Annotated in this window: 24 protein-coding genes; 1 reads left to right on the forward strand and 23 read right to left on the reverse strand. The window is 67.1% G+C overall.

What is annotated here, in order from left to right:
* Positions 1-157: 157 nt before the first annotated feature.
* Positions 158-973 (reverse strand): translation elongation factor Ts, encoded by an 816-nt coding sequence (gene tsf / locus ACYVAN_RS01285; protein ID WP_460954667.1) that lies wholly within the window; start codon positions 971-973, stop codon positions 158-160.
* A 249-nt stretch (positions 974-1,222) separates the two neighbouring features.
* Positions 1,223-2,086, reverse strand: coding sequence for a 30S ribosomal protein S2 (gene rpsB / locus ACYVAN_RS01290; protein WP_460954668.1), 864 nt, complete (start codon positions 2,084-2,086; stop codon positions 1,223-1,225).
* 423 nt (positions 2,087-2,509) lie between these two features.
* On the opposite strand from rpsB, the gene ACYVAN_RS01295 reads away from it, so the two are divergent.
* Positions 2,510-3,073, forward strand: a complete 564-nt coding sequence (locus ACYVAN_RS01295; RefSeq protein WP_460954670.1) for a M23 family metallopeptidase — start codon at positions 2,510-2,512, stop codon at positions 3,071-3,073.
* A 4-nt stretch (positions 3,074-3,077) separates the two neighbouring features.
* Here ACYVAN_RS01295 and whiG read toward each other — a convergent pair whose 3' ends face one another.
* The 21 genes from whiG to ACYVAN_RS01400 all read right to left on the reverse strand — a co-directional run bounded on the left by whiG (position 3,078) and on the right by ACYVAN_RS01400 (position 23,922).
* Positions 3,078-4,058, reverse strand: a complete 981-nt coding sequence (whiG, locus tag ACYVAN_RS01300) for an RNA polymerase sigma factor WhiG (protein ID WP_460954672.1) — start codon at positions 4,056-4,058, stop codon at positions 3,078-3,080.
* Positions 4,033-4,950 carry a tyrosine recombinase XerC gene (locus ACYVAN_RS01305; protein ID WP_460954674.1) on the reverse strand — a complete coding sequence of 306 codons (918 nt, stop codon included), beginning with the start codon at positions 4,948-4,950 and terminating at the stop codon, positions 4,033-4,035. Before ACYVAN_RS01305 ends, whiG begins: the two co-directional genes overlap by 26 nt.
* Positions 4,951-5,149: 199 nt before the next feature.
* Positions 5,150-6,295, reverse strand: coding sequence for a DNA-processing protein DprA (gene dprA / locus ACYVAN_RS01310; RefSeq protein WP_460954676.1), 1,146 nt, complete (start codon positions 6,293-6,295; stop codon positions 5,150-5,152).
* An 82-nt stretch (positions 6,296-6,377) separates the two neighbouring features.
* Positions 6,378-7,892 carry a YifB family Mg chelatase-like AAA ATPase gene (locus ACYVAN_RS01315; protein WP_460954678.1) on the reverse strand — a complete coding sequence of 505 codons (1,515 nt, stop codon included), beginning with the start codon at positions 7,890-7,892 and terminating at the stop codon, positions 6,378-6,380.
* 172 nt (positions 7,893-8,064) lie between these two features.
* Positions 8,065-8,460: a YraN family protein gene (locus tag ACYVAN_RS01320; RefSeq protein ID WP_460954680.1), complete on the reverse strand. Its 396-nt coding sequence runs from the start codon at positions 8,458-8,460 to the stop codon at positions 8,065-8,067.
* Between the two features lie 519 nt (positions 8,461-8,979).
* Positions 8,980-9,303: a DUF2469 domain-containing protein gene (locus tag ACYVAN_RS01325; RefSeq protein WP_460954682.1), complete on the reverse strand. Its 324-nt coding sequence runs from the start codon at positions 9,301-9,303 to the stop codon at positions 8,980-8,982.
* Between the two features lie 33 nt (positions 9,304-9,336).
* A complete protein-coding gene (locus ACYVAN_RS01330) occupies positions 9,337-10,053 on the reverse strand; it encodes a ribonuclease HII (RefSeq protein ID WP_460954684.1) in 717 nt (238 codons plus the stop codon).
* 41 nt (positions 10,054-10,094) lie between these two features.
* Entirely contained in the window at positions 10,095-11,027 is a 933-nt protein-coding gene (gene lepB / locus ACYVAN_RS01335; protein WP_460954686.1) for a signal peptidase I, read from the reverse strand.
* Between the two features lie 324 nt (positions 11,028-11,351).
* Positions 11,352-11,714, reverse strand: a complete 363-nt coding sequence (rplS, locus tag ACYVAN_RS01340) for a 50S ribosomal protein L19 (protein WP_460954688.1) — start codon at positions 11,712-11,714, stop codon at positions 11,352-11,354.
* Between the two features lie 199 nt (positions 11,715-11,913).
* Entirely contained in the window at positions 11,914-12,723 is an 810-nt protein-coding gene (gene trmD / locus ACYVAN_RS01345) for a tRNA (guanosine(37)-N1)-methyltransferase TrmD (RefSeq protein WP_460954690.1), read from the reverse strand.
* A gap of 65 nt (positions 12,724-12,788) precedes the next feature.
* Complete coding sequence (rimM, locus tag ACYVAN_RS01350; protein WP_460954692.1) at positions 12,789-13,331, reverse strand: ribosome maturation factor RimM; 543 nt, start codon at positions 13,329-13,331, stop codon at positions 12,789-12,791.
* 8 nt (positions 13,332-13,339) lie between these two features.
* On the reverse strand, positions 13,340-13,579 hold the full coding sequence (locus ACYVAN_RS01355; RefSeq protein WP_460954694.1) for an RNA-binding protein: 240 nt from the start codon (positions 13,577-13,579) through the stop codon (positions 13,340-13,342).
* Positions 13,576-14,037, reverse strand: coding sequence for a 30S ribosomal protein S16 (rpsP, locus tag ACYVAN_RS01360; RefSeq protein WP_460954696.1), 462 nt, complete (start codon positions 14,035-14,037; stop codon positions 13,576-13,578). Before rpsP ends, ACYVAN_RS01355 begins: the two co-directional genes overlap by 4 nt.
* Positions 14,038-14,214: 177 nt before the next feature.
* Positions 14,215-14,916 (reverse strand): lysostaphin resistance A-like protein, encoded by a 702-nt coding sequence (locus tag ACYVAN_RS01365; protein WP_460954698.1) that lies wholly within the window; start codon positions 14,914-14,916, stop codon positions 14,215-14,217.
* 174 nt (positions 14,917-15,090) lie between these two features.
* Complete coding sequence (locus ACYVAN_RS01370; protein ID WP_460954700.1) at positions 15,091-15,768, reverse strand: lysostaphin resistance A-like protein; 678 nt, start codon at positions 15,766-15,768, stop codon at positions 15,091-15,093.
* Between the two features lie 551 nt (positions 15,769-16,319).
* Positions 16,320-17,393 carry an amidohydrolase family protein gene (locus tag ACYVAN_RS01375; protein WP_460954702.1) on the reverse strand — a complete coding sequence of 358 codons (1,074 nt, stop codon included), beginning with the start codon at positions 17,391-17,393 and terminating at the stop codon, positions 16,320-16,322.
* The gene (ffh, locus tag ACYVAN_RS01380; RefSeq protein WP_460954704.1) at positions 17,390-18,964 is read right to left on the reverse strand and encodes a signal recognition particle protein; all 1,575 of its coding nucleotides are present in this window, start codon (positions 18,962-18,964) and stop codon (positions 17,390-17,392) included. The genes ACYVAN_RS01375 and ffh overlap by 4 nt, the downstream gene beginning before the upstream one ends.
* A gap of 269 nt (positions 18,965-19,233) precedes the next feature.
* The gene (locus tag ACYVAN_RS01385; RefSeq protein WP_460954706.1) at positions 19,234-20,970 is read right to left on the reverse strand and encodes a DEAD/DEAH box helicase; all 1,737 of its coding nucleotides are present in this window, start codon (positions 20,968-20,970) and stop codon (positions 19,234-19,236) included.
* A gap of 313 nt (positions 20,971-21,283) precedes the next feature.
* Positions 21,284-21,868: an AAA family ATPase gene (locus ACYVAN_RS01390; protein WP_460954708.1), complete on the reverse strand. Its 585-nt coding sequence runs from the start codon at positions 21,866-21,868 to the stop codon at positions 21,284-21,286.
* Positions 21,869-22,249: 381 nt separating this feature from the next.
* Positions 22,250-22,588, reverse strand: a complete 339-nt coding sequence (locus ACYVAN_RS01395) for a P-II family nitrogen regulator (RefSeq protein WP_460954710.1) — start codon at positions 22,586-22,588, stop codon at positions 22,250-22,252.
* Positions 22,585-23,922 carry an ammonium transporter gene (locus ACYVAN_RS01400; protein WP_460954712.1) on the reverse strand — a complete coding sequence of 446 codons (1,338 nt, stop codon included), beginning with the start codon at positions 23,920-23,922 and terminating at the stop codon, positions 22,585-22,587. The genes ACYVAN_RS01395 and ACYVAN_RS01400 overlap by 4 nt, the downstream gene beginning before the upstream one ends.
* Between the last annotated feature and the right edge of the window lie 186 nt (positions 23,923-24,108).

Raw genomic sequence — 24,108 nt, forward strand, 5'->3', positions numbered from 1 at the left:
ACAGACCCCCGGCGAGAAAGCGCCCCGCCCTCGGTGCGACGAAGGCGGGGCGCGAATGTCGACTCTCGCCGGCGACTGCCACCGACTCGACCGACCGAAGCCGGCAACTCACTACCTAGCAGCTACTGGGCGTGCACGCACGCCGAGCGCCGCTCGTTCAGGACTGGCCGACCTCGAAACGAGCGAACCGGGTGACGGTGACGCCGGCCTCGTCGAGCAGGTCTTTCACGGTCTTCTTGTTGTCCTGGACCGACGGCTGGTCGAGGAGCACGTTCTCCTTGTAGAACCCGTTGAGCCGACCCTCGACGATCTTCGGCAGGGCCTGCTCCGGCTTGCCCTCGGCACGCGCGGTCTCGTCGGCGATGCGGCGCTCGTTGGCCACCACATCCTCGGGAACCTCGTCCCGGTGGAGGTAGCGCGCGCGCAGTGCGGCAACCTGCATCGCAGCCGCGCGGGCGGCCTCCTCGTCCGAGCCGGTGTACTCCAGCAGCACGCCGACGGCCGGGGGCAGGTCCGCCGAACGGCGGTGCAGGTAGGTGGTGACCTGACCCTCGAAGATGACCACTCGGCGAAGCTCGAGCTTCTCACCGATCTTCGCGGCCAGTTCCTTGATGGTCTCACCAACGGTCTTGCCGTCGAGGTCCGCGGCGAGCACGACGTCCACGTCGGAGGAGTTCGTGGCCTTGGCGGCCTTGACGATCCGGTTGGCCAGATCGATGAACTCGTCGTTCTTGGCGACGAAGTCGGTCTCGCAGTTGAGCTCGATCAGCACGCCGTCCTCGGCGGCCACCAGACCCTCGGCGGCCGAACGCTCGGCTCGCTTGCCGATGTCCTTCGCGCCCTTGATCCGCAGGGCCTCCATGGCCTTGTCGAAGTCCCCCTCGTTCTCCTCGAGGGCCTTCTTGCAGTCCATCATGCCGGCGCCGGTCTGGTCGCGGAGACGCTTCACGTCGGCCGCAGTGTAGTTCGCCATCGTGCGTTGTCCGTCCTTCTTCGGAATGTGTACGCAGTGGGAAGTTCTGGGGTCGGGGGATGCCCGGCCGGTTCGCCGCCACGGTCGTCGTACCGGCGACCGTGCGGCGCGCAGTCGGGCCGGGCGGTCACGAAGCCGGTCACCCGAACGACAATGCCCACCTCAAATGCCACGTGCACCGGTGTGACAACGGGCCCCCGAAGCCACGCTTCGCGCCCATCACCGTGGCGATGGGCGCGAAGCTGCAGGTCAGGACTGCGCGGGCTGCTCGCCGGTCTGCGCGGTCGCAGACGCGTCGGAACCGGTCTGCGCGGTCGCGGCGGAATCGGAACCGGACAGCAGTTCCTTCTCCCACTCCGCCAGCGGCTCTTCGGCCACACCGGCCTGGGGCTTCTCCTCGCCCTCGGCAGCACCGTTGGAGCGGCCGCTGCGGGACATCAGGCCGTCCGCGACACCGTCGGCCACCACGCGGGTGAGCAGCGCGGCGGAGCGGATCGCGTCGTCGTTACCCGGGATCGGGTAGTCGACCTCGTCCGGATCGCAGTTGGTGTCGAGGATCGCCACAACCGGGATACCCAGCTTGCGGGCCTCGCCCACCGCGATGTGCTCCTTCTTGGTGTCCACGATCCACACGGCGCTGGGCACCTTGGACATGTCGCGGATACCGCCGAGCGTCCGGACCAGCTTGTCCTTCTCGCGGGTCAGCATCAGAATTTCCTTCTTAGTGCGACCCTCGAAGCCACCGGTCTGCTCCATCGTCTCAAGCTCCTTGAGACGCTGCAGACGCTTGTGCACGGTTTGGAAGTTGGTGAGCATGCCACCCAGCCAACGCTGGTTGACGTAGGGCATGCCGACCCGCAGTGCCTGTTCCGCGATCGCTTCCTGCGCCTGCTTCTTCGTGCCGACGAAAAGGATCGTGCCCCCGTGGGCCACGGTCTGCTTGACGAAGTCGTAGGCGGCATCGATGTAGGACAGCGTCTGCTGCAGGTCGATGATGTAGATGCCGTTGCGCTCGGTGAAGATGTAGCGCTTCATCTTCGGGTTCCAGCGCCGGGTCTGATGCCCGAAATGCACGCCGCTGTCGAGCAGCTGCTTCATGGTGACGACGGCCATAGCCTGTTTCGCACCTCGTTCGTCGGGCGCGTCGCGAGGACGCGCGGTTCGGTTCACGCGACGGGCCGGGTGACCCATCGCCCTGGTGTTCGCCAGCCCCCCACCCGGACCGGGTCCGGGACCGCGAGGAGCCCTGTTCGGGTGCCCGCCGGGCGGTATGCACCAGCCGCTGCCGAAGCCTCGACCACACACCCGCTTGCCCGGCAGACTCCGGATCGATCGACGACCTGCGCCGGTAACCGGAATCGAGAACACCGCGCGAACACGCGAAGTCGGTTCATCTTGCACGAAACCGCAGGGCCAGTGTACTGGACGTGAAAAGTCCCGCTAGGCGTGCCCGCGTGTTATTCACAGACAGGCGGTTTGTCCACAGAATCCGATTTCACACTGTCACTCGACCGGTATTTGACGCAGCGTTGAACCATGCGCTTGCTGATCGTGGCCGCCCTGGCCACACCGCTGCTGGTGAGTGCGGCGCCGCCCGCGAACGAACCGGTCCGCGCCGAGCGATCCGACGCCCGTCCGGCCCCCGCACGCCCCCGGTACGGATGGCCGCTCGCGCCGACGCCCCCCACCGTCTCGCGCCCCTTCGAACGGCCTCCCCACACCTACGGCCCGGGTCACCGCGGTGTGGATCTCACCGGCACTCCCGGTCAGCCCGTGCTGGCGGCCGGCGACGGGCTGGTGCTCTTTGCGGGCCGGGTGGTGGACCGCGACCTGGTGTCGATCGAACATCTCAGCGGTCTTCGAACCACCTACGAACCCGTGGCCCCCAGCGTCCAGGTCGGCGACCTCGTCAGCACCGGCGATCCGATCGGGCACCTGCAACCCGGGCACCCGGAGTGCGCGGCGAGCGGCCCTACGACCTGCCTGCACTGGGGAGCACGCCGCAGACTCGACTACCTCGACCCGCTGCGCCTGCTCGGCACCGGGGGCGTCCGTCTGCTTCCGTGGAACGACGACACCGGTCGGCGCCACCACGGCTGAGAGATCAGGAACTGCTCTCGGTGAGCTTGCTGCGCAAGCGCAACACCGCACGGGTATGCAACTGACAGACGCGGGACTCGGTCACTCCCAGCACCTTGCCGATCTCGGCGAGCGTGAGGTTCTCGAAGTAGTAGAGCGTCACGACGATCCTGTCCCGATCACTGAGCCGCTCTACCGCTTCCGCGAGCTGCCTGCGGCTGTCCCGATCGACCAAGGCCGCCACGGGGTCCTCGGCACGGTCGTCCGGCAGCGTCTCGGCCAGCGAGGCCGCCCCCTTGCCCACACCGATGAGGTCGTCCAGTGCGACGACACTCGTCATCTGTAGCTGAGCGAACAGATCCCGCAACTCGTCGGCCGTGACCTCCAGTTCGTCGGCGAGTTCGCTGTCGGTGGCGGTGCGCTGGAGCTTCGCTTCGAGCCGTTCCAACGCCCTTTCCACATCGCGGGCACGACTGCGCACCGAACGCGGGACCCAATCCTGCGCCCGCAGATCGTCGAGGATCGCGCCCCGGATCCGTTGCATGGCATAGGTCTCGAACTTCAGTCCGCGCTCGGGCTCGAACTTCTCGATCGCATCGACCAAGCCGAAGATTCCCGACTGAATCAAGTCGGAAACCTCGACATGGGAAGGCAACCCCGTGCCGACCCGGCCCGCGACGTATTTCACCAACGGCGCGTAGTGCAGGACGAGACGATCACGGAGGTCCTGATCGCGCTCCTGCCCGAACGCCTTCCACAACGCCACGATCCCGGCTTCGACCTCGTCGCCGTTGCGCAGGTCATCGGGTCCGGCACTGCTCGGTTCGACCGCTTGCGCCCCGGAGTCGGGGGAATACTGGACACGGCCATTCGCGTGGCCATTGGTCGACGCACCCGGATCCGGTTCGCGGGAGGGCGTGCGCTTGGTCGACACCGTGGTGGACCACGCGGTCACCGAGCGGGTACCGCCCCCGGCGTCATCAGGAACGGGGGTGGGTTCGGTCATGGATAGCCTTCAGCCGTTCGACGGTCACGTGGGTATAGAGCTGAGTCGTTGCGAGCGTAGCGTGACCAAGCAACTCCTGAACGCTACGGAGGTCTGCTCCGCCCTCGATCAAATGGGTCGCAGCCGAATGGCGCAGTCCGTGCGGCCCGACATCGGCCGCCCCCGGCACGCTGCCGACCGCGTCGTGTACCGCGCGGCGCGCGGTACGCGGGTCCAATCGTCCACCACGGACACCGAGGAACACCGCGGATCCGGACTTTTCCGTCGCCAACGCGGTCCGCCCGGACGAAAGCCAACGACCGAGCGCACGATCGGCCGGTACGCCGAACGGCACTGCTCGTTGCTTGTCTCCCTTGCCCACGACACGTACGACCCGCAGGTCGTGGTCGATATCCTCGAAGTCGAGTCCGCAGAGCTCCGAAACCCGCACCCCGGTGGCATACAGCAATTCCAGCACCGCGTGATCGCGCAGCGCTACCGGATCACCTTGTTCGGCACCACTCGCCGAAGCCCGCATAGTCGTGGCCGCTTGGTCCGATCGCAATACGACCGGAAGTTTTCGTTGCGGGGAGGACGCCGTCAGCCGCAGCCCGGGGTCCACCGTGAGCAGCCCCGCACGGGTGGCCCAAGCGGTGAAAGCTCGTGCCGAGGCCGCGCGGCGGGCCAGCGTAGCCCGGCTGACCTGCTGCGAGTGCTGTTCGGCCAACCACTCCCGCAAGACGGAAATCGACAGTGCTTCCAGGGTTTCACCGGAATTGCTGCGACGGACATGATCCAGCAACGAGACAACGTCTCCGAGATACGCGCGGACCGTGTGCCCGGACATACCCCGTTCGAAGGTCAGGTGCCGTTCGAACGCGTTGATGCTGGAAACGAGTTGAGCCGGCAGCATCGATCGAGCCGCGCGAATGTCCGGTCTCGGGGAACCACCGGAACGTGTGCGAGCCATGCCCCGACGCTCGTCGCTCCGCCGATCTCGGTCAAGCATCGCCACGCGGCAGGAGGACGCCAACTGAAGCATTATTCGACAAAGTCGCGGTACTCGGCGCGACGATCCGTGCGACGTGGTATCCGGCACGGTCACGATGTGCTCAGCTGCGGGACCACCCGTACTCGGTCCGCACCACGAAACCCGCCATTTCCAGTGTGGGCAGTAATGCGCGCACTTTCCGCAGCGCAAGTCCTGAATCCTGCGCGATCCGGTCGGCACCGGCGTCACCGAGTTCCGCGAGCACGTCGTAGAGAATCCGAGCCGACGGGTCCATGGCGTCCATCGGACGAGTCGGTGACTCCCGCTCCACCTGCGGGTTCGTGCCCAGCGGGCTGATCACTTCGAGGATCTCGTCGGTCGCCGTCACCAGCACCGCCTTACCCGCTCGGACCATTTCGTGACAGCCCACCGACGTGGCCGAGCTCACCGGCCCCGGTACGGCCATCAGTGGACGACCCAACGCTTCCGAGGAATTCGCCGTGTTGGCCGCACCACTGCGCAAGCCGGCCTCGACCACCACGGTGCCTTGCCCGGCCGCCGCGATCAGCCGATTCCGCACCAGGAATCGATGTTTGCGTGGCACGGTGCCGGGTGGATATTCGCTCACCACCGCGCCCTGGGTCGCGATCGCCCGCAGCAACCTTCCGTGTCCGGCCGGGTAATCCATGTCCACGCCGCACGCCAGGAACGCTACGGTGGTGCCTCCCCCGGCGAGCGCCCCGCGGTGCGCAGCACCGTCGATGCCGTACGCGGCCCCGGAGACCACCGTCACACCCGCACTCGCAACCCCGTGGCCGAACTCCGCGGCCAAGTGCTCCCCGTACCCGGAAGCCGCCCGCGCGCCGACGATCGCAACCGAAGCGGCGAACGCCTCCGAAAGCCGGGCACCGCCGCGAACCCACAGGGCAACCGGTTCAGCCATGCCCACCATCCCCACGGTTCTGCCGTCCACGAACTCGCGGAACGACTCCCACGGCCACTCCGGATGTTCGGGGCTGATCAAGCGTGCCCCGACCGCATCCGCCGCCGCCAGCACGCTGTGTCCCGAAGCAGTCGTTCTGCGTGCATCGACCTCATCGGCCACCGACTCCGGTATCGCGCCCTCACGCACCAGCTGAGCAGCCCCGAGTACGCCTTGCTCGGCGATGAAACCGGCGAGCGCGGGCGCAGGCGGCTCGGCGACCGCCGACAAGTACGCACGTGCCACCAGCAGCTCGTCACGCGGATATGTGCTTTCGCTCGTCACCGCACCTCCCCCACTCCGGACAGACCCCGCTCCACTCCGAACCAGCTGCGTTCGAAACCCACCGCACTCCGTCCCGCCCGCACTACGACCGCCGATCCCGGAACTCGAGGGCGGCGGCAACGTGGTCGGCATCCGGACGCGCACTGCCGTCGAGATCTGCCAACGTCCACGCCACCCGCAAGCACCGGTCGGCGCCACGTGCGGTCACCGCCCCGCTGTCCAACCCCTTGTCCAGCAACGCCGTAACCTTCCCGGGCAACACGAACTCCCGGCGCAACACCGGGCCGGGCACCTCACCGTTGGTCTGCCAACCGTGCTCCGCCCAACGTTCGATCGCCGTCGCCCGAGCAGCCTCCACCCGCGCACGCACCATCGCGCTGGATTCGGGTAGCGCTTCGTCGTGGACGGACATGGCGGTGATCGGGCGCATCCGCACCCGGAGATCGACCCGATCCATCAGCGGTCCGGAGAGCTTGCCCAGGTAACGACGCCGTACCTGCGGTGCGCATTGGCAATCAATCTCCCTCGGCGGGGCACACGGACATGGGTTGGTAGCGAGCACCAGCTGGAAGCGCGCCGGATACCGCAAGGTCCCGTCCCGTCTGGCCAACCGGATCTCGCCTTCCTCCAATGCCGTGCGCAGTGCTTCCAATCGTTTGAGGCCGAACTCGCAAGCCTCGTCCAACAACAACGTCCCTCGGTGAGCCCTACTGACCGCGCCCGGTTTCGCCAACCCCGCGCCGCCTCCGACCAGCCCGGAGACGGAGAGGGAATGGTGCGGAGCGACGAACGGGGGCGTGCTGATGAGTGGAGCGTCCGCTGAGAGATCACCGGCCACCGACTGGATAGCGGTGACCTCCAACGCCTCCTGCCGGTTCAAGCCGGGCAACAGCCCGCAGAGTCGCTTGGCCAGCATGGTCTTGCCGGTACCGGGCGGGCCGACCATGAGCAGGTGGTGGCCACCCGCCGCCGCCACCTCCAGTGCCCACCGCGCTTCCGGTTGTCCCCGCACGTCGATCAGGTCCGGCTGTTCATCGGGGCGACCCGACTCCGTCAGCAGCGGCACCTCCGCCAGCTCGTCCGAACCACGAAGCCAAGCGAGGACTTCGCTCAGATGTTCGGCGCCGTAGATCTCCAACCCGTCGACCAGCTGCGCTTCGGCAAGTCCCGCCATCGGGACGATCGCCCGCGGCATCCCGGCCCTGCGCGCTGCCAACAGGCCGGGTAACAGGCCACGCACGGAGCGGATCCGCCCGTCCAGGGCCAACTCGCCGAACAGTGCCGTCCCCTCCAGACGATCCGGAGGTATCTGCTCCGCACCGGCCAGCACCGCGCACGCCAGTGCCACGTCGTAGGAGGTTCCTGCCTTGGGCATCGCGGCCGGGGACAACGCCAGGGTTACGCACGTGTTCGGCCAGCTCTCGCGACAATTCTGAATAGCCGATCGAACCCTGTTCTTGGACTCCTGCAAAGCCGTGTCCGGCAACCCCAACAGTTGCAGATTCGGCAATCCCCCCTTGCGCACATCGGCTTCGATCTCCACCAGAACACCGTCGACGCCGAAAAGCGCCACTGCCCAACTTCGTCGCAACGCCATCCGCGGCTCCCCTTTCCGGCGATGTCGCCTTAATGAATCTTTGACCTGAAGCTCATTCGGACCGAATTGAAGAGCAACCCCAAGGGACCAGTCTCGAAACAGACGCACTGCCGCTCCACGGGGTCATCCCCGGCAGGGACCGCGAGACTCCGGAGAGCGACCGCGGCCTCAGTCAGAAGACTCCTTCGAGGTGATCGATGCGAACCGACCCCCCAAGCGGCCACAACACCGAGACGACGTCGAAACGCACCGGACAACCCACCAGCGACTGCTCGACCAGCCACGCCTTGGCGAGGTTGCGGATACGGCCGATCTTCTCCGGACCAACCGCTTCCAGCGGAGTCCCGTAGTCGACTCCGGACCTGGTCTTGACCTCGCAGAAGACCGCTTGGTCGCCATCCGTGGCGATGATGTCGAGCTCACCGAGGGAACATCGCCAGTTGCGCGTCAGCACCGTCAGACCGTGCTGTTCCAGGCAGGCCGCGGCCAACCGTTCCCCGGCCCTGCCGAGCAGGTGCGTTCCCGCAGCGGTGTCGCAATCGGACAGCACACCCGTGAACGTTTCCACTCGGGCCCCTCGTGACGCCCGCTCCCTTCGCGCCTTTCCTGCCCGCGCAGACCCCGGATGGGGAGAACCCGGTTGCGGTGTCCGCCGCCCTAGCCTGTCCTGCTGGGGCCCGTCCTGCTGAGGCCTGTCCTGCTGAGGCCCGTCCTGCTGAGGCCCGTCCTGCTGGGGCTTTCCCCCGATAGCTCTTTCGTTGGCTGCTTTCTCACGCATGGCTTTCACCGGAGCAGGGAGCTCGCTCATTGGATTCTCCTCGAATCGGTTCCGTCGCGATCTCCACACTGCCCACCCCGCAGACGCTTTTCCAACGCCGATTTCAACTCTGTGGAGAACTTGCCGCCTTGTGCACAACTCACCCGTGATTCACACTTTTGCACACACCATTTTCATGCGAACGTGTGCTACCAATCGGGTGAGCAGCTGAGCGGATCACGAACCGCGAAACCAATCCGACCGAACCATCCGCGAAAACAAAAAGCTCGGCCGGCCACCGCGGTGACCGGCCGAGCTACTCTCGTAGATCTAGCTGCCGAAGGGACCGTTCTCCGGCAATCTCAGGTCAGGCTTGTCCAGTTCCTCGACGTTCACATCCTTGAACGTGATCACACGCACGTTCTTGACGAACCGCGCGGGACGATACATGTCCCACACCCACGCATCCGACATCGCCACCTCGAAGTAGACCTCCGAGTCGGAATTGCGCACCTGAACGTCCACGGCATTGGCCAGGTAGAAACGGCGCTCCGTCTCCACGACGTAGGTGAACTGCCCGACGATGTCGCGGTACTCCTTGTAGAGCTGCAGCTCCATCTCGGTCTCGTACTTTTCGAGATCCTCGGTGCTCATCGCTGTGCGAGCCCTTCCCCATTGCCGACCGGACTATGCCTGCTCATTGTCCACCACGTCCCCCTCCGCAGCATCGAACAAACCAGGTTTGCTGGTGACTGCGCGCGGCGATCTCCGTCCGTGGAGCTGCGCGGCAGCCGCCACGTTCGAATAGCACCAGCGGTGTTGCTCGCTGGGGCCGTGCTCCCGAAGCTGCACCGAGTGCACACCCGTGCAATAGCCCTTGTGCTCGTCGAAGCCGTACATGGGCAGCTCCGCGTGCAGGTCGACCATCATCCGGTCCCTCGTGACCTTGGCCAGCACCGACGCCGCGGCCACGCAGGCTGCCACCAGATCACCCTTGACCACGGCCACACTGGGAGTCGCCAAGCCCTGCACCCGGAATCCGTCGGTCAACACGTAACCTGGATGCAGGCTCAACCGAGCGACCGCACGGCGCATGCCTTCCAGATTCGCCACGTGGATGCCCAGAGCATCCACTTCCTCGGCTTGGATGGCCACGACCGACCAGGCCTGGGCTCTGGCCGTGATCACATCGAACAACCGTTCACGTTCCGACGGGCTGAGGGCCTTCGAATCGGTCAACCCGTCGAACCGCCGCGCATCACCCGGTTTGAGGATGCACGCGGCCACCACCAACGGGCCCGCACATGCCCCGCGCCCGGCCTCATCCACTCCCGCCACCGGGCCGAGCCCGCGGCGGTCGAGGGCGCTCTGCAAAGCCCAGTTTCCCGTGCTCCGACGGATCACCGTCCTCGGCGGACGGAACTCCGCCAGTCTAGCTCCTGCCGTCAGCGTTGCTCCCGCGAATTTCGATCCTGCGTCGCACCCGCGAGCCTACGGCCGATCCACACGACGGGGAATGCACCGGCCACTCCCACACCCATCGGGACCCCAGCCTGCCAGCTCGGGGCGCTCAGGGCCACGTTCTGCGGATTGTCCTCCGAAACGGCACCCCAGCGAGTCGGCGGCAACACGATCACCTGCGTCTTACCGATGACGTTGTCGACCGGGACGGCACCGTTGATGCCACCGCCGCCCTGCACGCGGGAGTCCGCGGAGTTGTTCCGGTTGTCCCCCATCACCCACAGGTGCCCCTGCGGGACCGTAACCGGCTCGAACTCGGCCTGCTGCTGGCCGGCAGGACTGTCCGAATCCCAATGGATGTAGGGCTCCGTCAGCGGCTCACCGTCGACCAGCACGCGGTTCTCCGGGTCGCAGCACTCGACGGTCTGCCCGCCCGTTGCGATCACCCGCTTGACGAAGTCCTTCTCGCCCGGCGCGCCGAAACCAAGCAGCGAGGTCGCGCCCTGAACCACCTTCACCACGGGGTTCGTCGGTTCGGGAACCGTGAACTCGTTCTCCCCCCACGAGTGGGGCCCCCGGAACACGACCACGTCTCCCGGGGCCGGATCGGTGAACCGGTAGGTGACCTTGTCGACCAGCACGCGGTCGTTGTTGCACCCGGAGCACCCGTGCAGGGTCGTCTCCATCGACTGGGACGGGATCACGTACACCCGGGCGAGGAATGCCTGAATGAGCACCGTCAGCACCAGCGCGGTGACGATGAGGATGGGGAGTTCGCGCCAGAAGGAACCCTTCTTGTTCTTGCGGGAACGCCGCCGCGAGCGCCGCCCGGACGCCTCTTCGGCGCCGGGGCCGCGGCCCTCGTCGGCCCCGTCCTGGGGCTCTTCTTCCGGTCCGGAGCGCATGACATCGGCCACCCGGCCAGGCTACTGGAACGCCATCGCACTCCCACGGACTCCCCTGCACAGCAGGTAATCGGGCCCGTTTCCCGCCGAAGTTGCCATGAACAGGGATTTCTCCCTTTTCAACCCAGCGCTTGCCGGCTCGCGCCGGCCTTACCGCTTTCGAATCCCAACTCGCTGCGATCACTCTTCACCCGAAGGTGATCTCCGAAGGGGATGAGCCCCCAGCCCGGACTCCGGTCGGCGGACAGAGGACCCGTCCGAACACGAGAAACGGCCCGGGTGAATCCACCCGAGCCGTTCCGGAAAATCCAGTCGTCGCGCGAAAGCGCGCACGACTCATGCGCGCGAGATCGCGGACTCGCGACGCTCCTTGATCTTGGCGGCCTTGCCACGGAGATCACGCAGGTAGTACAGCTTCGCCCGGCGAACGATACCCCGAGCCGCGACCTCGATCTTGGCGATGTTGGGGCTGTGCACCGGGAAGGTGCGCTCCACGCCGACACCGAAGGAAACCTTGCGAACGGTGAAGGTCTCCCGGACGCCGTCGCCCTGACGGCGGATCACAGCGCCTTGGAAAACCTGGTTCCGCTCACGCGAACCCTCGATGACGCGGACGTGGACCTTCAGCGTGTCGCCAGGCCGGAAAGCGGGGATGTCGGAACGCAGCGACTGGGCGTCCAGCGCGTCCAGGGTGTTCATCGGTGGTCCGTCCTCATCCGTGTCGTTGGCACCCGTGTTCTCGCATATCGATGACCCGACCGATTCGGTGGGCACCGCCTGACACGGGGTGAACTTGCAATGTGCGCGCGCCGGCAACAACCCGGCTGCAGCAACCGGTCCAGTGTGCCAGACGTGCCTTTCCACGCCGAAACCGGCCCCGTATTCAGGGCTGGTGACGCTACGGTCCCGGAGCATCCCGGGAATCGTCGGAGGCTTCCGACTCACGCAGTTTATCGATCCGCATCCGGTCCGCGGCGGTCAGGGCCCCTTCCGGAAGCGAATCCAGCAGTTCGGGCCTGCGTTCGAAGGTCCGCTCCAGCGCCCGATCACGCCGCCAGCGGTCGATGGCGGCGTGATTGCCGGAACGGAGCACATCCGGCACCGCACGGCCGCGCCACTCCTCGGGCCGCGTGTAGCAGGGCCCCTCCAGCAGACCGTCGGAGAACGAATCCTGCTCCGCCGAAGCCGGGTTTCCCAGCACTCCCGGCAGCAACCGGACGACGGACTCGATCATGGTCAGGGCGGCGACCTCACCGCCGACCAGTACGTAATCGCCGATCGAGACCTCTTCGACCGGCATGCGCGTGGCCGCGTCGTCGATCACCCGCTGGTCTATGCCCTCGTACCTCCCACATGCGAACACCAGGCGGGATTCCTGGGACCACCGGACGGCGGTGCGCTGCGTGAACGGCCTCCCGGCCGGGGTGGGAACCACGAGTCGGGGCGGGGGGCCCGCAGTGGGATCGCACACAGCGTCGAGTGCCTCCCCCCAGACGTCCGGCTTCATCACCATGCCGGGGCCACCGCCGTAAGGACTGTCGTCGACCGCGCGATGCACGTCGTGGGTCCAGTCCCGGAGGTCGTGCACGGCAACCGAGATCCGCTCCCGCTCGATCGCCTTGCCCAGCAGCGCTTCCCGCAGCGGGTTGAGGTAATCGGGAAAGATCGTGATGACGTCGATGCGCATGGGCTGCTTGGTGCCCCTCATTGCTCACCTCCACCGCGTCACGGCAGAGGCTCTGGTAGGAAAACACCGGTTCCTCCACGACGGGATCACTCCTCGTCGTCGATGAGGCCCTCCGGCGGGTCGACGGTCAGCCGACCGTTGACGAGGTCGACCTCGGGCACCATCTGCGTGACGAACGGCACGAGCACCTCGCGGCCGTCGTCGGTGTCCACGGTCAACACCTCGCCGGCAGGCGTGTGCAGCACTTCCCGGACCGCGCCGACCTGCTCGCCGCCGACGCGCACGACACGCAGGCCTTCGAGCTGATGGTCGTGGAACTCGTCGGGATCGTCCGGTTGCTCGAGTTCGTCACCGCGCACCGTCAGCACGGCACCGCGCAACGCCTCGGCCGCTTCCCGGCTGTCCACGCCCTCGGCGCGCACGAGAAGCCGCCCGGCGTGTGGCCGGGCGGCTGTCACCGTGAGGCTATCCCGCGTGTCGGCACCGCGCTTCCGCACACCCAGCACGGCTCCATCGGCGAAGCGGTTCTCCGGGGTGTCGGTACGCACCTCGACCACCAGCTCGCCCTGAACGCCATGCGGCTTGACGACCCGGCCCACGGCCAGGGTCAAGGATCGGGGGTCTGCCATGTTCGTGCTCAGCGGTCGGTGTCGACCACGTCGACCCGGAGACCACGTCCACCGATCCCGGAGATGACCGTCCGCAGCGCGGTCGCGGTACGCCCACTGCGACCGATGACCTTGCCGAGGTCATCCGGGTTGACGCGCACCTCCAGGGTGCGACCACGTCGGGTAGTCAAGAGCTGGACGCGGACATCGTCGGGATTGTCGACGATGCCGCGAACCAGGTGCTCCAGCGCGTCCGCGAGGACTGTCACGCCTTGCCGTCCTCGGACTTCGGCTCCTCGGCCTTGTCCGCACCGGCGTCGGCCTTCTCCTCAGCCTTCTTGCCGCCCTTCTTCTTGGGCGTGGTGGCCTCGGTGACCGACTCGTCTCCGGCGGCAGCCAGCGCCGCCTCGAACAGCTCCTGCTTGGACGGCTTCGGCTCGGGGGCCTTGAGCTTGCCCTCGGCACCGGGCAGGCCCTTGTGCTTCTGCCAGTCACCGGTGACCTCGAGGATGCCCTTGACCGGCTCGGTCGGCTGCGCGCCGACACCCAGCCAGTACTGCGCCCGCTCCGAGTCGACAACGATGCGGCTCGGGCTCTCCAACGGGTGGTACTGGCCGATCGTCTCGATCGCCCGACCGTTGCGGCGGGTTTGGGCGTCGGCGACGACAATGCGGTAGTGCGGCTCGCGGACCTTACCGATCCGAGCCAACTTGATCTTCACAGCCACGGGTGCTGGTGCTCCTCAGACTCTCGTTCCTGCTCTGGTGAACGCACCCGTCCGCGTGGGGTTACGAAAAGGAGCGCTCTTACGTCGAATGGCCACGGGCGGTGAGAGGGACCGCTCATGACGAACAGCTCCCCATTCTGCCAGACGCCCGCACGTCGCTCGCGGCAGGACTCCCGGTCAGGTCGGCAGCATGCCGAGGGAGAGCAGCAGCAGGCCCAGCGCGGGCAAGAAGTTGTTCACCTGATGAGCGACCACGCTCGCAGTCAACCGTCCGGTCAACATGCGTGCCACCCCGATCGGAACGGCGATCACCAACAGCAGCAGGGTGCGGTCCGGCTCCAGGTGTCCGATCGCGAAGGTGGCCGTACTCAGTACGAACACCGTCACCTGGCTCCACCTGAGCCGCTCCATCGCACCCCACAGGAGCCCGCGGTAGAGCAGCTCCTCGCAGATCGGCGCGATCAACCACATGTGCAGGAAGATCAACACGGCCAGCGCGGGAGGCAACTGCAACCCGTCCAGCAGACTGCTGACCGTCGAGCTCGCGTTTTCCGGACCGACCCACCTGGTCCACAACATCGAGGCGATCGTCGTACTGATCATGCCGACTACACCGATGGCCAGTCCGGTGGTCACATCCGACCACCGCCACTGCAGGCCGAAGTCCAATCGGGGACCGTTACCGCGCACGAGCGTGATCAGCACCGCGACCACTCCCGCGAGGACGGTGGGCACGATCAGCATCAGGGCGATCGCGACGGCGGTCGTCCGTCCTGGCCCGAGGGAGTCGCCGAAGTACGCGGAGATGGTGACCGACGCGAGCACGAAAACCGCCTGCGCGAGGAAGAAAGCCCCGAAGCCCCACCGATGGGTTCGCACCGGCGTCTGAACCACGGATCCGGCCGTCCGCACAGGTTCCGGCCACGCTCTGCCGGTCGACTCGGGTGGCTGTTGTGCGGGCAAGGGCGCCTCCGTGTTGAGCGAACGACCATCGACAGCGCGGCGACCCCCGGCTGCAGACCGTCGAGTCGTCCGGCGCGAGGCCGATGCGGGTCACCCCGCAGCCAACAGCAGCACCAGCGCCGGAAGGAAGTTGTTGGTCGCGTGCGCGACCATACTGGCACCGATCCTGCCGGTGATCATCCTCGCGACGCCCAACGCCACGCCGCCGACGAACAAGATGGGCATCCGCCACGCCTCGGCGTGCAGAAAAGCGAAGATCAACGCGGTCAGCAGCAGGATCGCGTAGCGCGGCACCCGATGGTGTTCGAGCGCACCCCAGAGTGCTCCGCGAACCAGCAGTTCCTCGGTCAACGGAGCACCCAGGAACGCGAACAGCACGAACAGGACCAGCCAGATGCTGCGTTCCTGCCCCATCAACGCCGACAACCCGGTCTGGGGTGGTGGCCCGGACACGCTGACGACCACGACCGCCACGATTCCCGAGGCAGCCAGGGCGCTACCGCCGCAGGCCAGCCCGACCTTCACGTCGCGCCACGTGGGAAGCACTCCGAAGTCGACCCGCGGGCCACTGCCCCGCAGCCAGGAGAACAGCGCGGGAACGACCCCGAGCAGGAGATTCGGCGCGAACGCCAACAGCAGCAGCGGACCGACGTTCGGCGGCGATGCCGCGTCGAACGTCGAGTGCGCGGGAACGAACGCCCCCAGCACGAAACCGGCGAGGTAGTACGCACCGTAGCCGAGGAAGAACGCGGCGAAACCCCATGCCACACCGGCTGCAGGGGAGGCCTCCAAGAGCGCCGACCAGCGGATGCGGCGTCGCCGCCGCGGCTCCGTTCCGTCTTGCTCGCCCCGCGGATGGACCAATGCTGCCCCCTCTCAGCGGATCCAGGTTAGATCGGGAGCCGATCGGTAGCACTCCGGACACGTTGAGCGCGATACCCCACCGGGGGACCACCTTCGGGAAGGCCGAACAACACACATCCGGTGCCGTTGAGCCGGAACCGCATCGAGGCTGCAGGCCTCGGCCCCGCGACGAAGCGACGGAAAGGGCCGCGACGAGGGAACCGCGACCTCCCGTTCTGCCCCCGGGATCTCGTCGCGGGCAGCGGAATTCGGCGTTCTCGGCGAGATCGGATGTGCCGGTGCACGTGTTCAACGACGGTCGCGCGGACAACGGGCTGGGAGCGCCGGGCGGGTGAGATCAGGCGTCGGAGGAACCACCGCGCCAACGTCGCAACACGACGCAGTGGAGTGCACCGGCTCGGGCCGGCAGCATCGAGCCCGACGACCACCCTCGTGGACGCGTTGGGGAGCGCTGCTCAGGCCACCACTCGACCGCGCAGCACGATCCGCCGCGGATGCCGCAGACTCCTGAGGTCCTTGCGCGGGTCCTCGTCGTAGCAAACCAGGTCCGCCACGGCCCCCTCGCGCAGGCCCGACCAGCCGAGCCACTCCCGAGCCGACCAGGAAGCGGCGGCCAGCGCCTGCTCGGTGGTCAGGCCGACCCGGTGCAGGGCGAGGATCTCCTCGACGATGGTGCCGTGCTCGATGCCACCACCGGCGTCGGTACCCGCGTACACCGCGACTCCCGCCTCGATCGCCTTGGCGACGGTCTCGTCACCACGGCGATACAGATCGTTCATGTGCGCGGCGTAATCCGGGTACTTCGTGGCGGACGACGCGAACGAGGGAAAGTTCTCGATGTTGATCAGCGTCGGAACCAGAGTGGTGCCCCGCTTCGCCATCGCCTCGATGGTGTCGTCGGTCAGACCGGTGCCGTGCTCGATGCAGTCGATGCCCGCGTTGATCAGTCCCGGCAGCGCGTCCTCACCGAAGACGTGAGCGGTCACTCGCGCACCCTTGGCGTGCGCGGCCGCTATCGCCTCGGTCAGCACGCCGTCGCTCCACAGCGGGGACAGGTCGCCGACGGAACGGTCGATCCAATCGCCGACGAGCTTCACCCAGCCGTCGCCGTAATCCACCTGCGCGGCGACCGCCGCGGGCAGTTCCGACTCGTCTTCGAGCTGCTCCCCCAGGTACGGGATGTAGCGCTTCGGTTTGGCCAGGTGCCTCCCTGCCCGGATGATCCGGGGCAGGTCATCGCGTTCCTGCAGCGAACGGGTGTCGATCGGGGCACCGCAGTCCCGGACCAGGAGCGTGCCCGCGTCCCGATCGGTCTTGGCCTGCACGGCCGCCTCGTCCAGCTCGACCGGGCCCTTCGGGCCGATCCCGACGTGGCAGTGCGCGTCGACCAGCCCGGGCAAGAGGAATCCGCCGTCGAAGACGGTATCGGCGTCCGACACCGGCTCGAAGCTGACCAGCCCGTCCCGGACCCACACGTCCCGTCGCTCACCGTCGGGCAGCACCGTCCCGCGAAGATGCAGCGGGCTCATTTCTTCTTCTTGCCGTTGCCGAAGTTGAGCTTGGAGGGGTCGAACCCGGCGGGCAGTTCGTTCAGTCCGCCTTCGATCTTCGACGGGTCCGGCCCACCGGCGCCACCCGGCATCCCGCCGGGAGGCATGCCGGGCATGCCGGGTGGCAGTCCGGGCATTCCGCCGCGCACGCCCTTCGGCGGTGTCGGCCCCTTGTTCTTGCCCTTCTTGCCCTTCTTCCCCTTCTTGCCCTTCTTGCCGCCACCGCCGCCACCGCCGAAGCCGCCGCCGAACTGGCCGGCCATCTGCTGCATCATCTTGCGCGCCTCGAAGAAGCGGTTGACGAGGTCGTTGATATCGCTGATCGCCACCCCGGAACCACGCGCGATGCGCTGCCGCCGCGAAGCGTTGATGATCTTCGGGTCGTCCCGTTCCGCTGGGGTCATGCCCCGGATGATCGCCTGTACCCGGTCCAGGTGGCTTTCGTCGAAGTTCGCCATCTGGTCCTTCATCTGACCGGCGCCTGGCAGCATGCCGATCAGGTTCTGCAACGGACCCATCCGCCGGACCGCCTGCATCTGCTCCAGGAAGTCCTCCAGCGTGAGCTCTCCCGTACCGAGCTTCTGCGCCGCCTGCTCCGCCTGGTCCGCGTCGAACGCCTGCTCGGCCTGCTCGATCAGGGTGAGCATGTCGCCCATGCCCAGAATCCGGCTGGCCATCCGGTCGGGGTGGAAGACGTCGAAGTCGTCGAGCTTCTCGCCGTTGGAGGCGAACATGATCGGCTGGCCGGTGACCTGGCGGACCGACAGCGCGGCACCACCACGAGCGTCACCGTCGAGCTTGGTGAGGACCACGCCGGAGAAACCGACGCCGTCCCGGAAAGCCTCCGCGGTGCCGACCGCATCCTGCCCGATCATCGCGTCGACGACGAACAGGATCTCGTCGGGGTTGACCGCATCCCGGATATCGGCGGCCTGCTGCATCATCTCTTCGTCGACGCCGAGACGGCCAGCGGTGTCGACGATGACGATGTCGTGCTGGGCACGGGTGGCCTCGTCGATGCTCCTGCGCGCGACGTCCACCGGGTCACCCTGGCCGTTGCCGGGCTCCGGCGCGAAGACCGGCACCTCGGCACGTTCACCGACGACCTGCAGCTGGGTCACCGCGTTCGGGCGCTGCAAGTCGCAGGCCGCGAGCATCGGCGTGTGTCCTTGACCGGAGAACCAGTTCGCGAGCTTGCCCGCCAGCGTCGTCTTGCCCGAACCCTGCAGGCCCGCGAGCAAGATCACCGTCGGCGGGTTCTTGGCGTATTCGAGCCTGCGGGTCTCGCCGCCGAGGATGCCGACGAGCTCCTCGTTGACGATCTTGATGACCTGCTGGGCGGGATTCAGGGCCTGTGAGACCTCCGCACCCTTGGCGCGTTCCTTGACACCCGCGATGAACCCGCGCACCACGGGCAGGGCCACGTCCGCTTCCAGCAGCGCGATGCGGATTTCTCGCGCGGTCGCGTCGATGTCGGCATCGGACAGGCGCCCCTTGCCGCGCAGGTTCTTCAGAACCGATGTCAGCCGATCGGAAAGAGTGTCGAACACGGGTTCTCGGGCTCCAGGGTCGATGGATGTCTGGCTACCTCGGTATCCGGGCACCTCGGTACCAGTGCGAGGGTAACCGGCTGGCACGACGTCCCGGGAGGACGCGGTCGTTCATCGTAGTTCACCCGGTCACCCGGCATGGCCACGCAGTCCGGGAGGGCCTCGTGCCCTACGACTCGGACGGCAGAACCGCGCCGACCCGCGCCGTGCTCCTCCGACGACGATACGGGTGCGTCGACCTCCCACGAGATCGACGCACCCGCGTCGGATCAGCTGTGCTCGCGCACCGGCCGCTTGTTGGCCGGGCCGCGTGCGCCGTTGCTCGGCGAGCGCTGCCCGCCCTTGCGCTGCGGCCGTGCCTTGTCCCTGGGCGGCCGCTGCGGGCGGCGGTTGACGATCTCGCCCTCGGCGCGGGCGATGCGCAGGCCTCGCCCGGCCACCTGCGTCTTACCCAGGCGGCGCAGCAGCTCCTCGGGCAGGTCCGCGGGCAGCTCGATGAGGGTGTGCTCGGCACGGATGTCGATGTGCCCGATGTTCTTGCTGGCCAGACCACCTTCATTGGCCAGTGCGCCGACGAGCGCGCTCGGCGTGACCCGGTTGCGGCGACCGACCTCGACCCGGTAGGTCTCGACGTCGGAACTCGAAGGCACGAACGCCGGGCCACCACCTTCGCTCTTGCGACGCGGCTCCTCGACGGGCTCCGGATCGAGCAACAGCGGCCGATCACCCTGAGCCATGCTCGCCAGTGCGGCCGCGATCTCCACGGCCGGCACGTCGTGGGTGCGCTCGTACTCCTGCACGAGGTTCTGGAACAGTTCCAGATCACCCTTGGCGATGGTGTCGGTGATGCTCTTGGCGAACTTCGCGAGCCGCTCGTCGTTGACCGCCTCGACGCTGGGCAGCTCCATCTGGCTGATCGACTGCCTGGTCGCCTTCTCGATCGAACGCAGCATGTGCCGCTCGCGCGGCGAGACGAACAGGATCGCCTCACCACTTCGACCCGCACGACCGGTCCGGCCGATGCGGTGCACGTACGACTCGCTGTCGTGCGGGATGTCGTAGTTGAGCACGTGCGAGATGCGCTCGACATCCAGTCCGCGGGCCGCCACGTCGGTGGCCACGAGGATGTCGACCCGGCCTTCCCGGAGGTGGCCGATCGTCCGCTCCCGCTGTGCCTGCGGGATGTCCCCGTTGATCGCCGACGCGCTGTAACCGCGGGCCTGCAGCTTTTCGGCGAGTTCCTCGGTGAGCTGCTTGGTGCGGACGAACGCGATCATCGCGTCGAACGGTTCGACCTCGAGGATCCTGGTCAACGCGTCGAGCTTGTTCGCGCCGCGAACCGGGATGTAGCGCTGGTTGATGTTGGTCGCGGTGCTCGTCTTCGTCTTGACCGAGATTTCCGCGGGGTCGTTCAGGTAGGACTGGCTGATCGTCCGGATGGCGCGGGGCATGGTGGCCGAGAAGAGGGCCACCTGCCGCTGAGCAGGCACCGACTGCAGGATGGTCTCCACGTCGTCGATGAAGCCCATCCGGAGCATCTCGTCGGCTTCGTCGAGGACGAGGTGCTTGAGATCGGACAGGTCCAGCGATCCCTTGTTGAGGTGATCGATCAGACGTCCCGGCGTGCCCACGACGACCTGCGCACCGCGCTTGAGCCCAGCCAGCTGCGGCCCATAGCTCTGACCGCCGTAGACCGGCAGCACGTGGAAGTTCGGCAGATTCGCGGCGTAGCGCTGGAAGGCTTCGGCGACCTGGATCGCGAGCTCGCGGGTCGGCGCGATCACGAGCGCCTGCGGGCGCTTCGATTCGAGATTGAGCTTGGACAGGATCGGCAGGGCGAACGCGGCGGTCTTGCCGGTACCGGTCTGCGCGAGTCCCATGACGTCGCGGCCTTCGAGGAGCGGCGGAATGGTCTCCGCCTGGATCGGCGAGGGAGTCTCGTAGCCGATGTCGGTGATGACCTGCAGGACGCGGGAATCGAGTTCAAGTTCTTCAAAGCTGGGCATGAGCGTGCGTGAGTCTCCTCGTGGGTCGAGAGAGGCTGAATGATGCGATACGGTCCTGCCCCATCCATCACTCGCGGTGATCGGCAACAGCCAGGTCCGAGGGCAGCTCCGCTGGGCGATCGGTCGCCGCATTGGTGTCGCTGCCTACACATGTCGGGCCGCGCACACCTGGAACGCACACACTGTTGCCAGTCACTCGCAGCTCGATATCTCAGCCAAGGTGCATCCAGGGGCGTTCCCTATGCACCGATGCCCCACACTAGCGATCGAGTCACCGCTACAGCGAACCCACCCGGGTTCAAGGCGATGTAAGTCACCGTTCCGTGCGCAGTCGAAGCCCTCGTTCGAGGTCCTGCCTGCTGAACACCCGAACCACGTTCCAGCCCACCGGAACCTTGCCGGCGCGCAGCGACCGGTTGATGCGTACCGCGCGCCGCACATGTCTGCGGAAGGAGCGCTCGCGGATCAGACGCCCCCTGGCGTACTGCCCGGCGAGTGCTGCCCGCGGGTTCGCATGCAACCACATCAGCAGGCGACGGCGGCCGGTGAGCAGACCGAATACGACGAGCATGGCTCTGGTGCTCGCCCGTGTCGAAGGTTCGTGCGCCACCACCGGACCGCGCGCAACCGCGCAGTACCAAGCGATGCGGGTCCGGTGGATCGCGTGCACGAGTGGGCGGTAACAGCGGTACGGCAAGCTCGCGGGCAGCAGCGAGCGAAGCCTTTTCCGTACCTGCGCGGAATCGAGGGTCACCGCCCCCGGTTCGGCCCGGAGTTTGCCCAGTACCGTGCTCTTTCCCGCGCCGGGCAGGCCTGCGAGGACGACGAATGACCGTCTGCCGACCACGAGGACCGGCGGCGGTTCAGCACAGCTGAGGTGCTCGTTCGAGATTTCCACAACACGATCAGATTACGCTGGAGTGATCCACGCTTTCGGTGCCAGGTACCGCCGGAACCGGGATGGCCCGCCCCCTCGTGCAAGCCATCCCGGGACACCCCCGGCACGCGGCCCGGCCCGCCCGACCCCCAGTGCAACGGGCGTTCCCCTCGCCGGTTCCCCCTGACCGCGTTGATGACCAGTCTGCCGCCCGGCCTTCGCCCCGGGGAGCGTGATGCCCCTCGGATTCGACTGCGTAGTGCTACCCAGATCGCTCTGAGTGGATCCGCCGTCCCGGCCGTCGACGCGAAAGGCCGGGCCGTCATTCGACGGCCCGGCCGGTTGGGGATTGGAGCAAGGGAACCTTTCTGTCACATGTGGAAGAAAGGTTCCCTTGCTCAATCAGATCGCGTCGACGTCCGTCTCCCCCGTACGGACCCGCACGACGGTGTCCACAGAGGTCACCCACACCTTGCCGTCACCGACCCGGCCGCTGCGGCTGGCTTCGACGATGCCGTCTACCACCGCGTCCACCGTGGACTCGTCGACGAGCACCTCGACCCGAAGCTTCCGCACGAAGTCGACCGCGTACTCGGCACCCCGGTAGACCTCCTTGTGGCCCTTCTGCCTGCCGTAACCCTGGGCCTCGCTGACCGTCATGCCCAGCACACCGAGATTGCCCAGCACGTCCTTGAGCGATTCGACCTTCGCGGGCTGGATGATCGCGGTTACCAGCTTCATGCGTTGCTGCCTTCCAGTTTGCGCCCGGGACCACCGGTCGGAACCGGTGCGCGGCGGGATGCACCGCCGTCACCGAAGTCGTACCCGGTTTCCGCGTGTTCGGTTTCGTCGATGCCTTCGACTTCGTCCTCCGCCTCGAGCCGGAAGCCGATGGTGATCCGCACGAGCCACGCCAGTACCAGGCTCACGAGGAACGAGTACGCGAGTACTGCCAGCGCGCCGACGACCTGCCGCCACAGCTGATCGGCACCGCCGCCGTAGAACAGACCGCTCACGCCCTCCGGGGCGCTGTCCGCGGCGAAGAAACCGACCAGGATGGTGCCGACGAGGCCACCGACGAGGTGCACACCGACCACATCGAGTGAATCGTCGTAACCGAAGCGGAACTTGAGGCTCACCGCCAGCGCGCAGATCGCACCGGCGACCGCGCCGATCGCGATGGAACCGATCGGCGTCACCGAAGAACAGGCCGGAGTGATCGCGACCAGTCCGGCGATGATTCCCGACGCCGCGCCGAGGGTGGTGGCGTGTCCGTCGCGCAGCCGCTCCACGAGCAGCCAGGTGAGCATCGCCGCGCTGGTGGCCACGAGCGTGTTGACCACCACCACCGCGGCGGTCCCGTCGGCGGCCAGCGCCGACCCGGCGTTGAAACCGAACCAGCCGAACCAGAGCAGCCCGGCGCCCAACACGACCATCGGCAGGTTGTGCGGCTTGCCGATCTCCTTCGGCCAGCCCTGCCTCCTGCCCAGGACGAGCACCAGTGCCAGTGCCGCCGCACCCGCGTTGATGTGGACGGCGGTTCCGCCCGCGAAGTCGATCGCCGCGAGTCGGTTGGCGATCCAGCCACCGACCGCCGTCACGTTGCCCGCGTCGTCGGTCTCGTCGAACGCGAAGACCCAGTGCGCGACCGGGAAGTAAACCACGCTCGCCCACAACGCCGAGAACAACAGCCACGGCCCGAAGCGGGCCCGGTCGGCGATCGCACCCGAGATCAGGGCCACGGTCAGGATCGCGAACATGGCCTGGAAACCGACGAACGCCATCGTCGGGATCGTGCCGGACAACTCGTCCTCACTGAGCAGTTGCCCCAGGCCCAAGAACTCGACCGGTGACCCGAGCAGCCCGGCGCTGCCGATGTCGGTGCCGAAAGCCGCGGAATAGCCGAACAGAACCCACAGGACGCCGACGACGCCCATCGCGCCGAGGCTCATCATGAGCATGTTCAGCACTCCGCGGGAGCGGACCATGCCGCCGTAGAAGAATGCCAGTCCTGGGGTCATGAGCATCACGAGCGCCGCGCTCACGAGCACCCATGCGGTATCGCCAGAATTCACGTTGCCTCCCCGTGCGTGCCAAGTTGGGGGAAGTCTGGAAAAAGGCTGTTTCAGGCGATCCGCTCGACCGTTTCGGGCTCATGAAATGAGCTGTGCGACGCGTTACGAATGTGTGCCCGGATCGGGCCGGGCGTTACGACCTCATGAACCAGCTGGAGAGTTCCTGATCGTGCTGCTCTGGAACTC

It is taken from the genome of Parasphingorhabdus pacifica (assembly GCF_054779195.1).

What these genes read in the sequence shown, in the direction of transcription:
- tsf (WP_460954667.1), bottom strand. Translation starts at nt 973, where the DNA reads ATGGCGAACTACACTGCGGCCGACGTGAAGCGTCTCCGCGACCAGACC.
- rpsB (WP_460954668.1), bottom strand. Translation starts at nt 2,086, where the DNA reads ATGGCCGTCGTCACCATGAAGCAGCTGCTCGACAGCGGCGTGCATTTC.
- ACYVAN_RS01295 (WP_460954670.1), top strand. Translation starts at nt 2,510, where the DNA reads ATGCGCTTGCTGATCGTGGCCGCCCTGGCCACACCGCTGCTGGTGAGT.
- whiG (WP_460954672.1), bottom strand. Translation starts at nt 4,058, where the DNA reads ATGACCGAACCCACCCCCGTTCCTGATGACGCCGGGGGCGGTACCCGC.
- ACYVAN_RS01305 (WP_460954674.1), bottom strand. Translation starts at nt 4,950, where the DNA reads ATGCTGCCGGCTCAACTCGTTTCCAGCATCAACGCGTTCGAACGGCAC.
- ACYVAN_RS01315 (WP_460954678.1), bottom strand. Translation starts at nt 7,892, where the DNA reads ATGGCGTTGCGACGAAGTTGGGCAGTGGCGCTTTTCGGCGTCGACGGT.
- ACYVAN_RS01325 (WP_460954682.1), bottom strand. Translation starts at nt 9,303, where the DNA reads ATGAGCACCGAGGATCTCGAAAAGTACGAGACCGAGATGGAGCTGCAG.
- rplS (WP_460954688.1), bottom strand. Translation starts at nt 11,714, where the DNA reads ATGAACACCCTGGACGCGCTGGACGCCCAGTCGCTGCGTTCCGACATC.
- trmD (WP_460954690.1), bottom strand. Translation starts at nt 12,723, where the DNA reads ATGAGGGGCACCAAGCAGCCCATGCGCATCGACGTCATCACGATCTTT.
- rimM (WP_460954692.1), bottom strand. Translation starts at nt 13,331, where the DNA reads ATGGCAGACCCCCGATCCTTGACCCTGGCCGTGGGCCGGGTCGTCAAG.
- ACYVAN_RS01375 (WP_460954702.1), bottom strand. Translation starts at nt 17,393, where the DNA reads ATGAGCCCGCTGCATCTTCGCGGGACGGTGCTGCCCGACGGTGAGCGA.
- ACYVAN_RS01385 (WP_460954706.1), bottom strand. Translation starts at nt 20,970, where the DNA reads ATGCCCAGCTTTGAAGAACTTGAACTCGATTCCCGCGTCCTGCAGGTC.
- ACYVAN_RS01395 (WP_460954710.1), bottom strand. Translation starts at nt 22,588, where the DNA reads ATGAAGCTGGTAACCGCGATCATCCAGCCCGCGAAGGTCGAATCGCTC.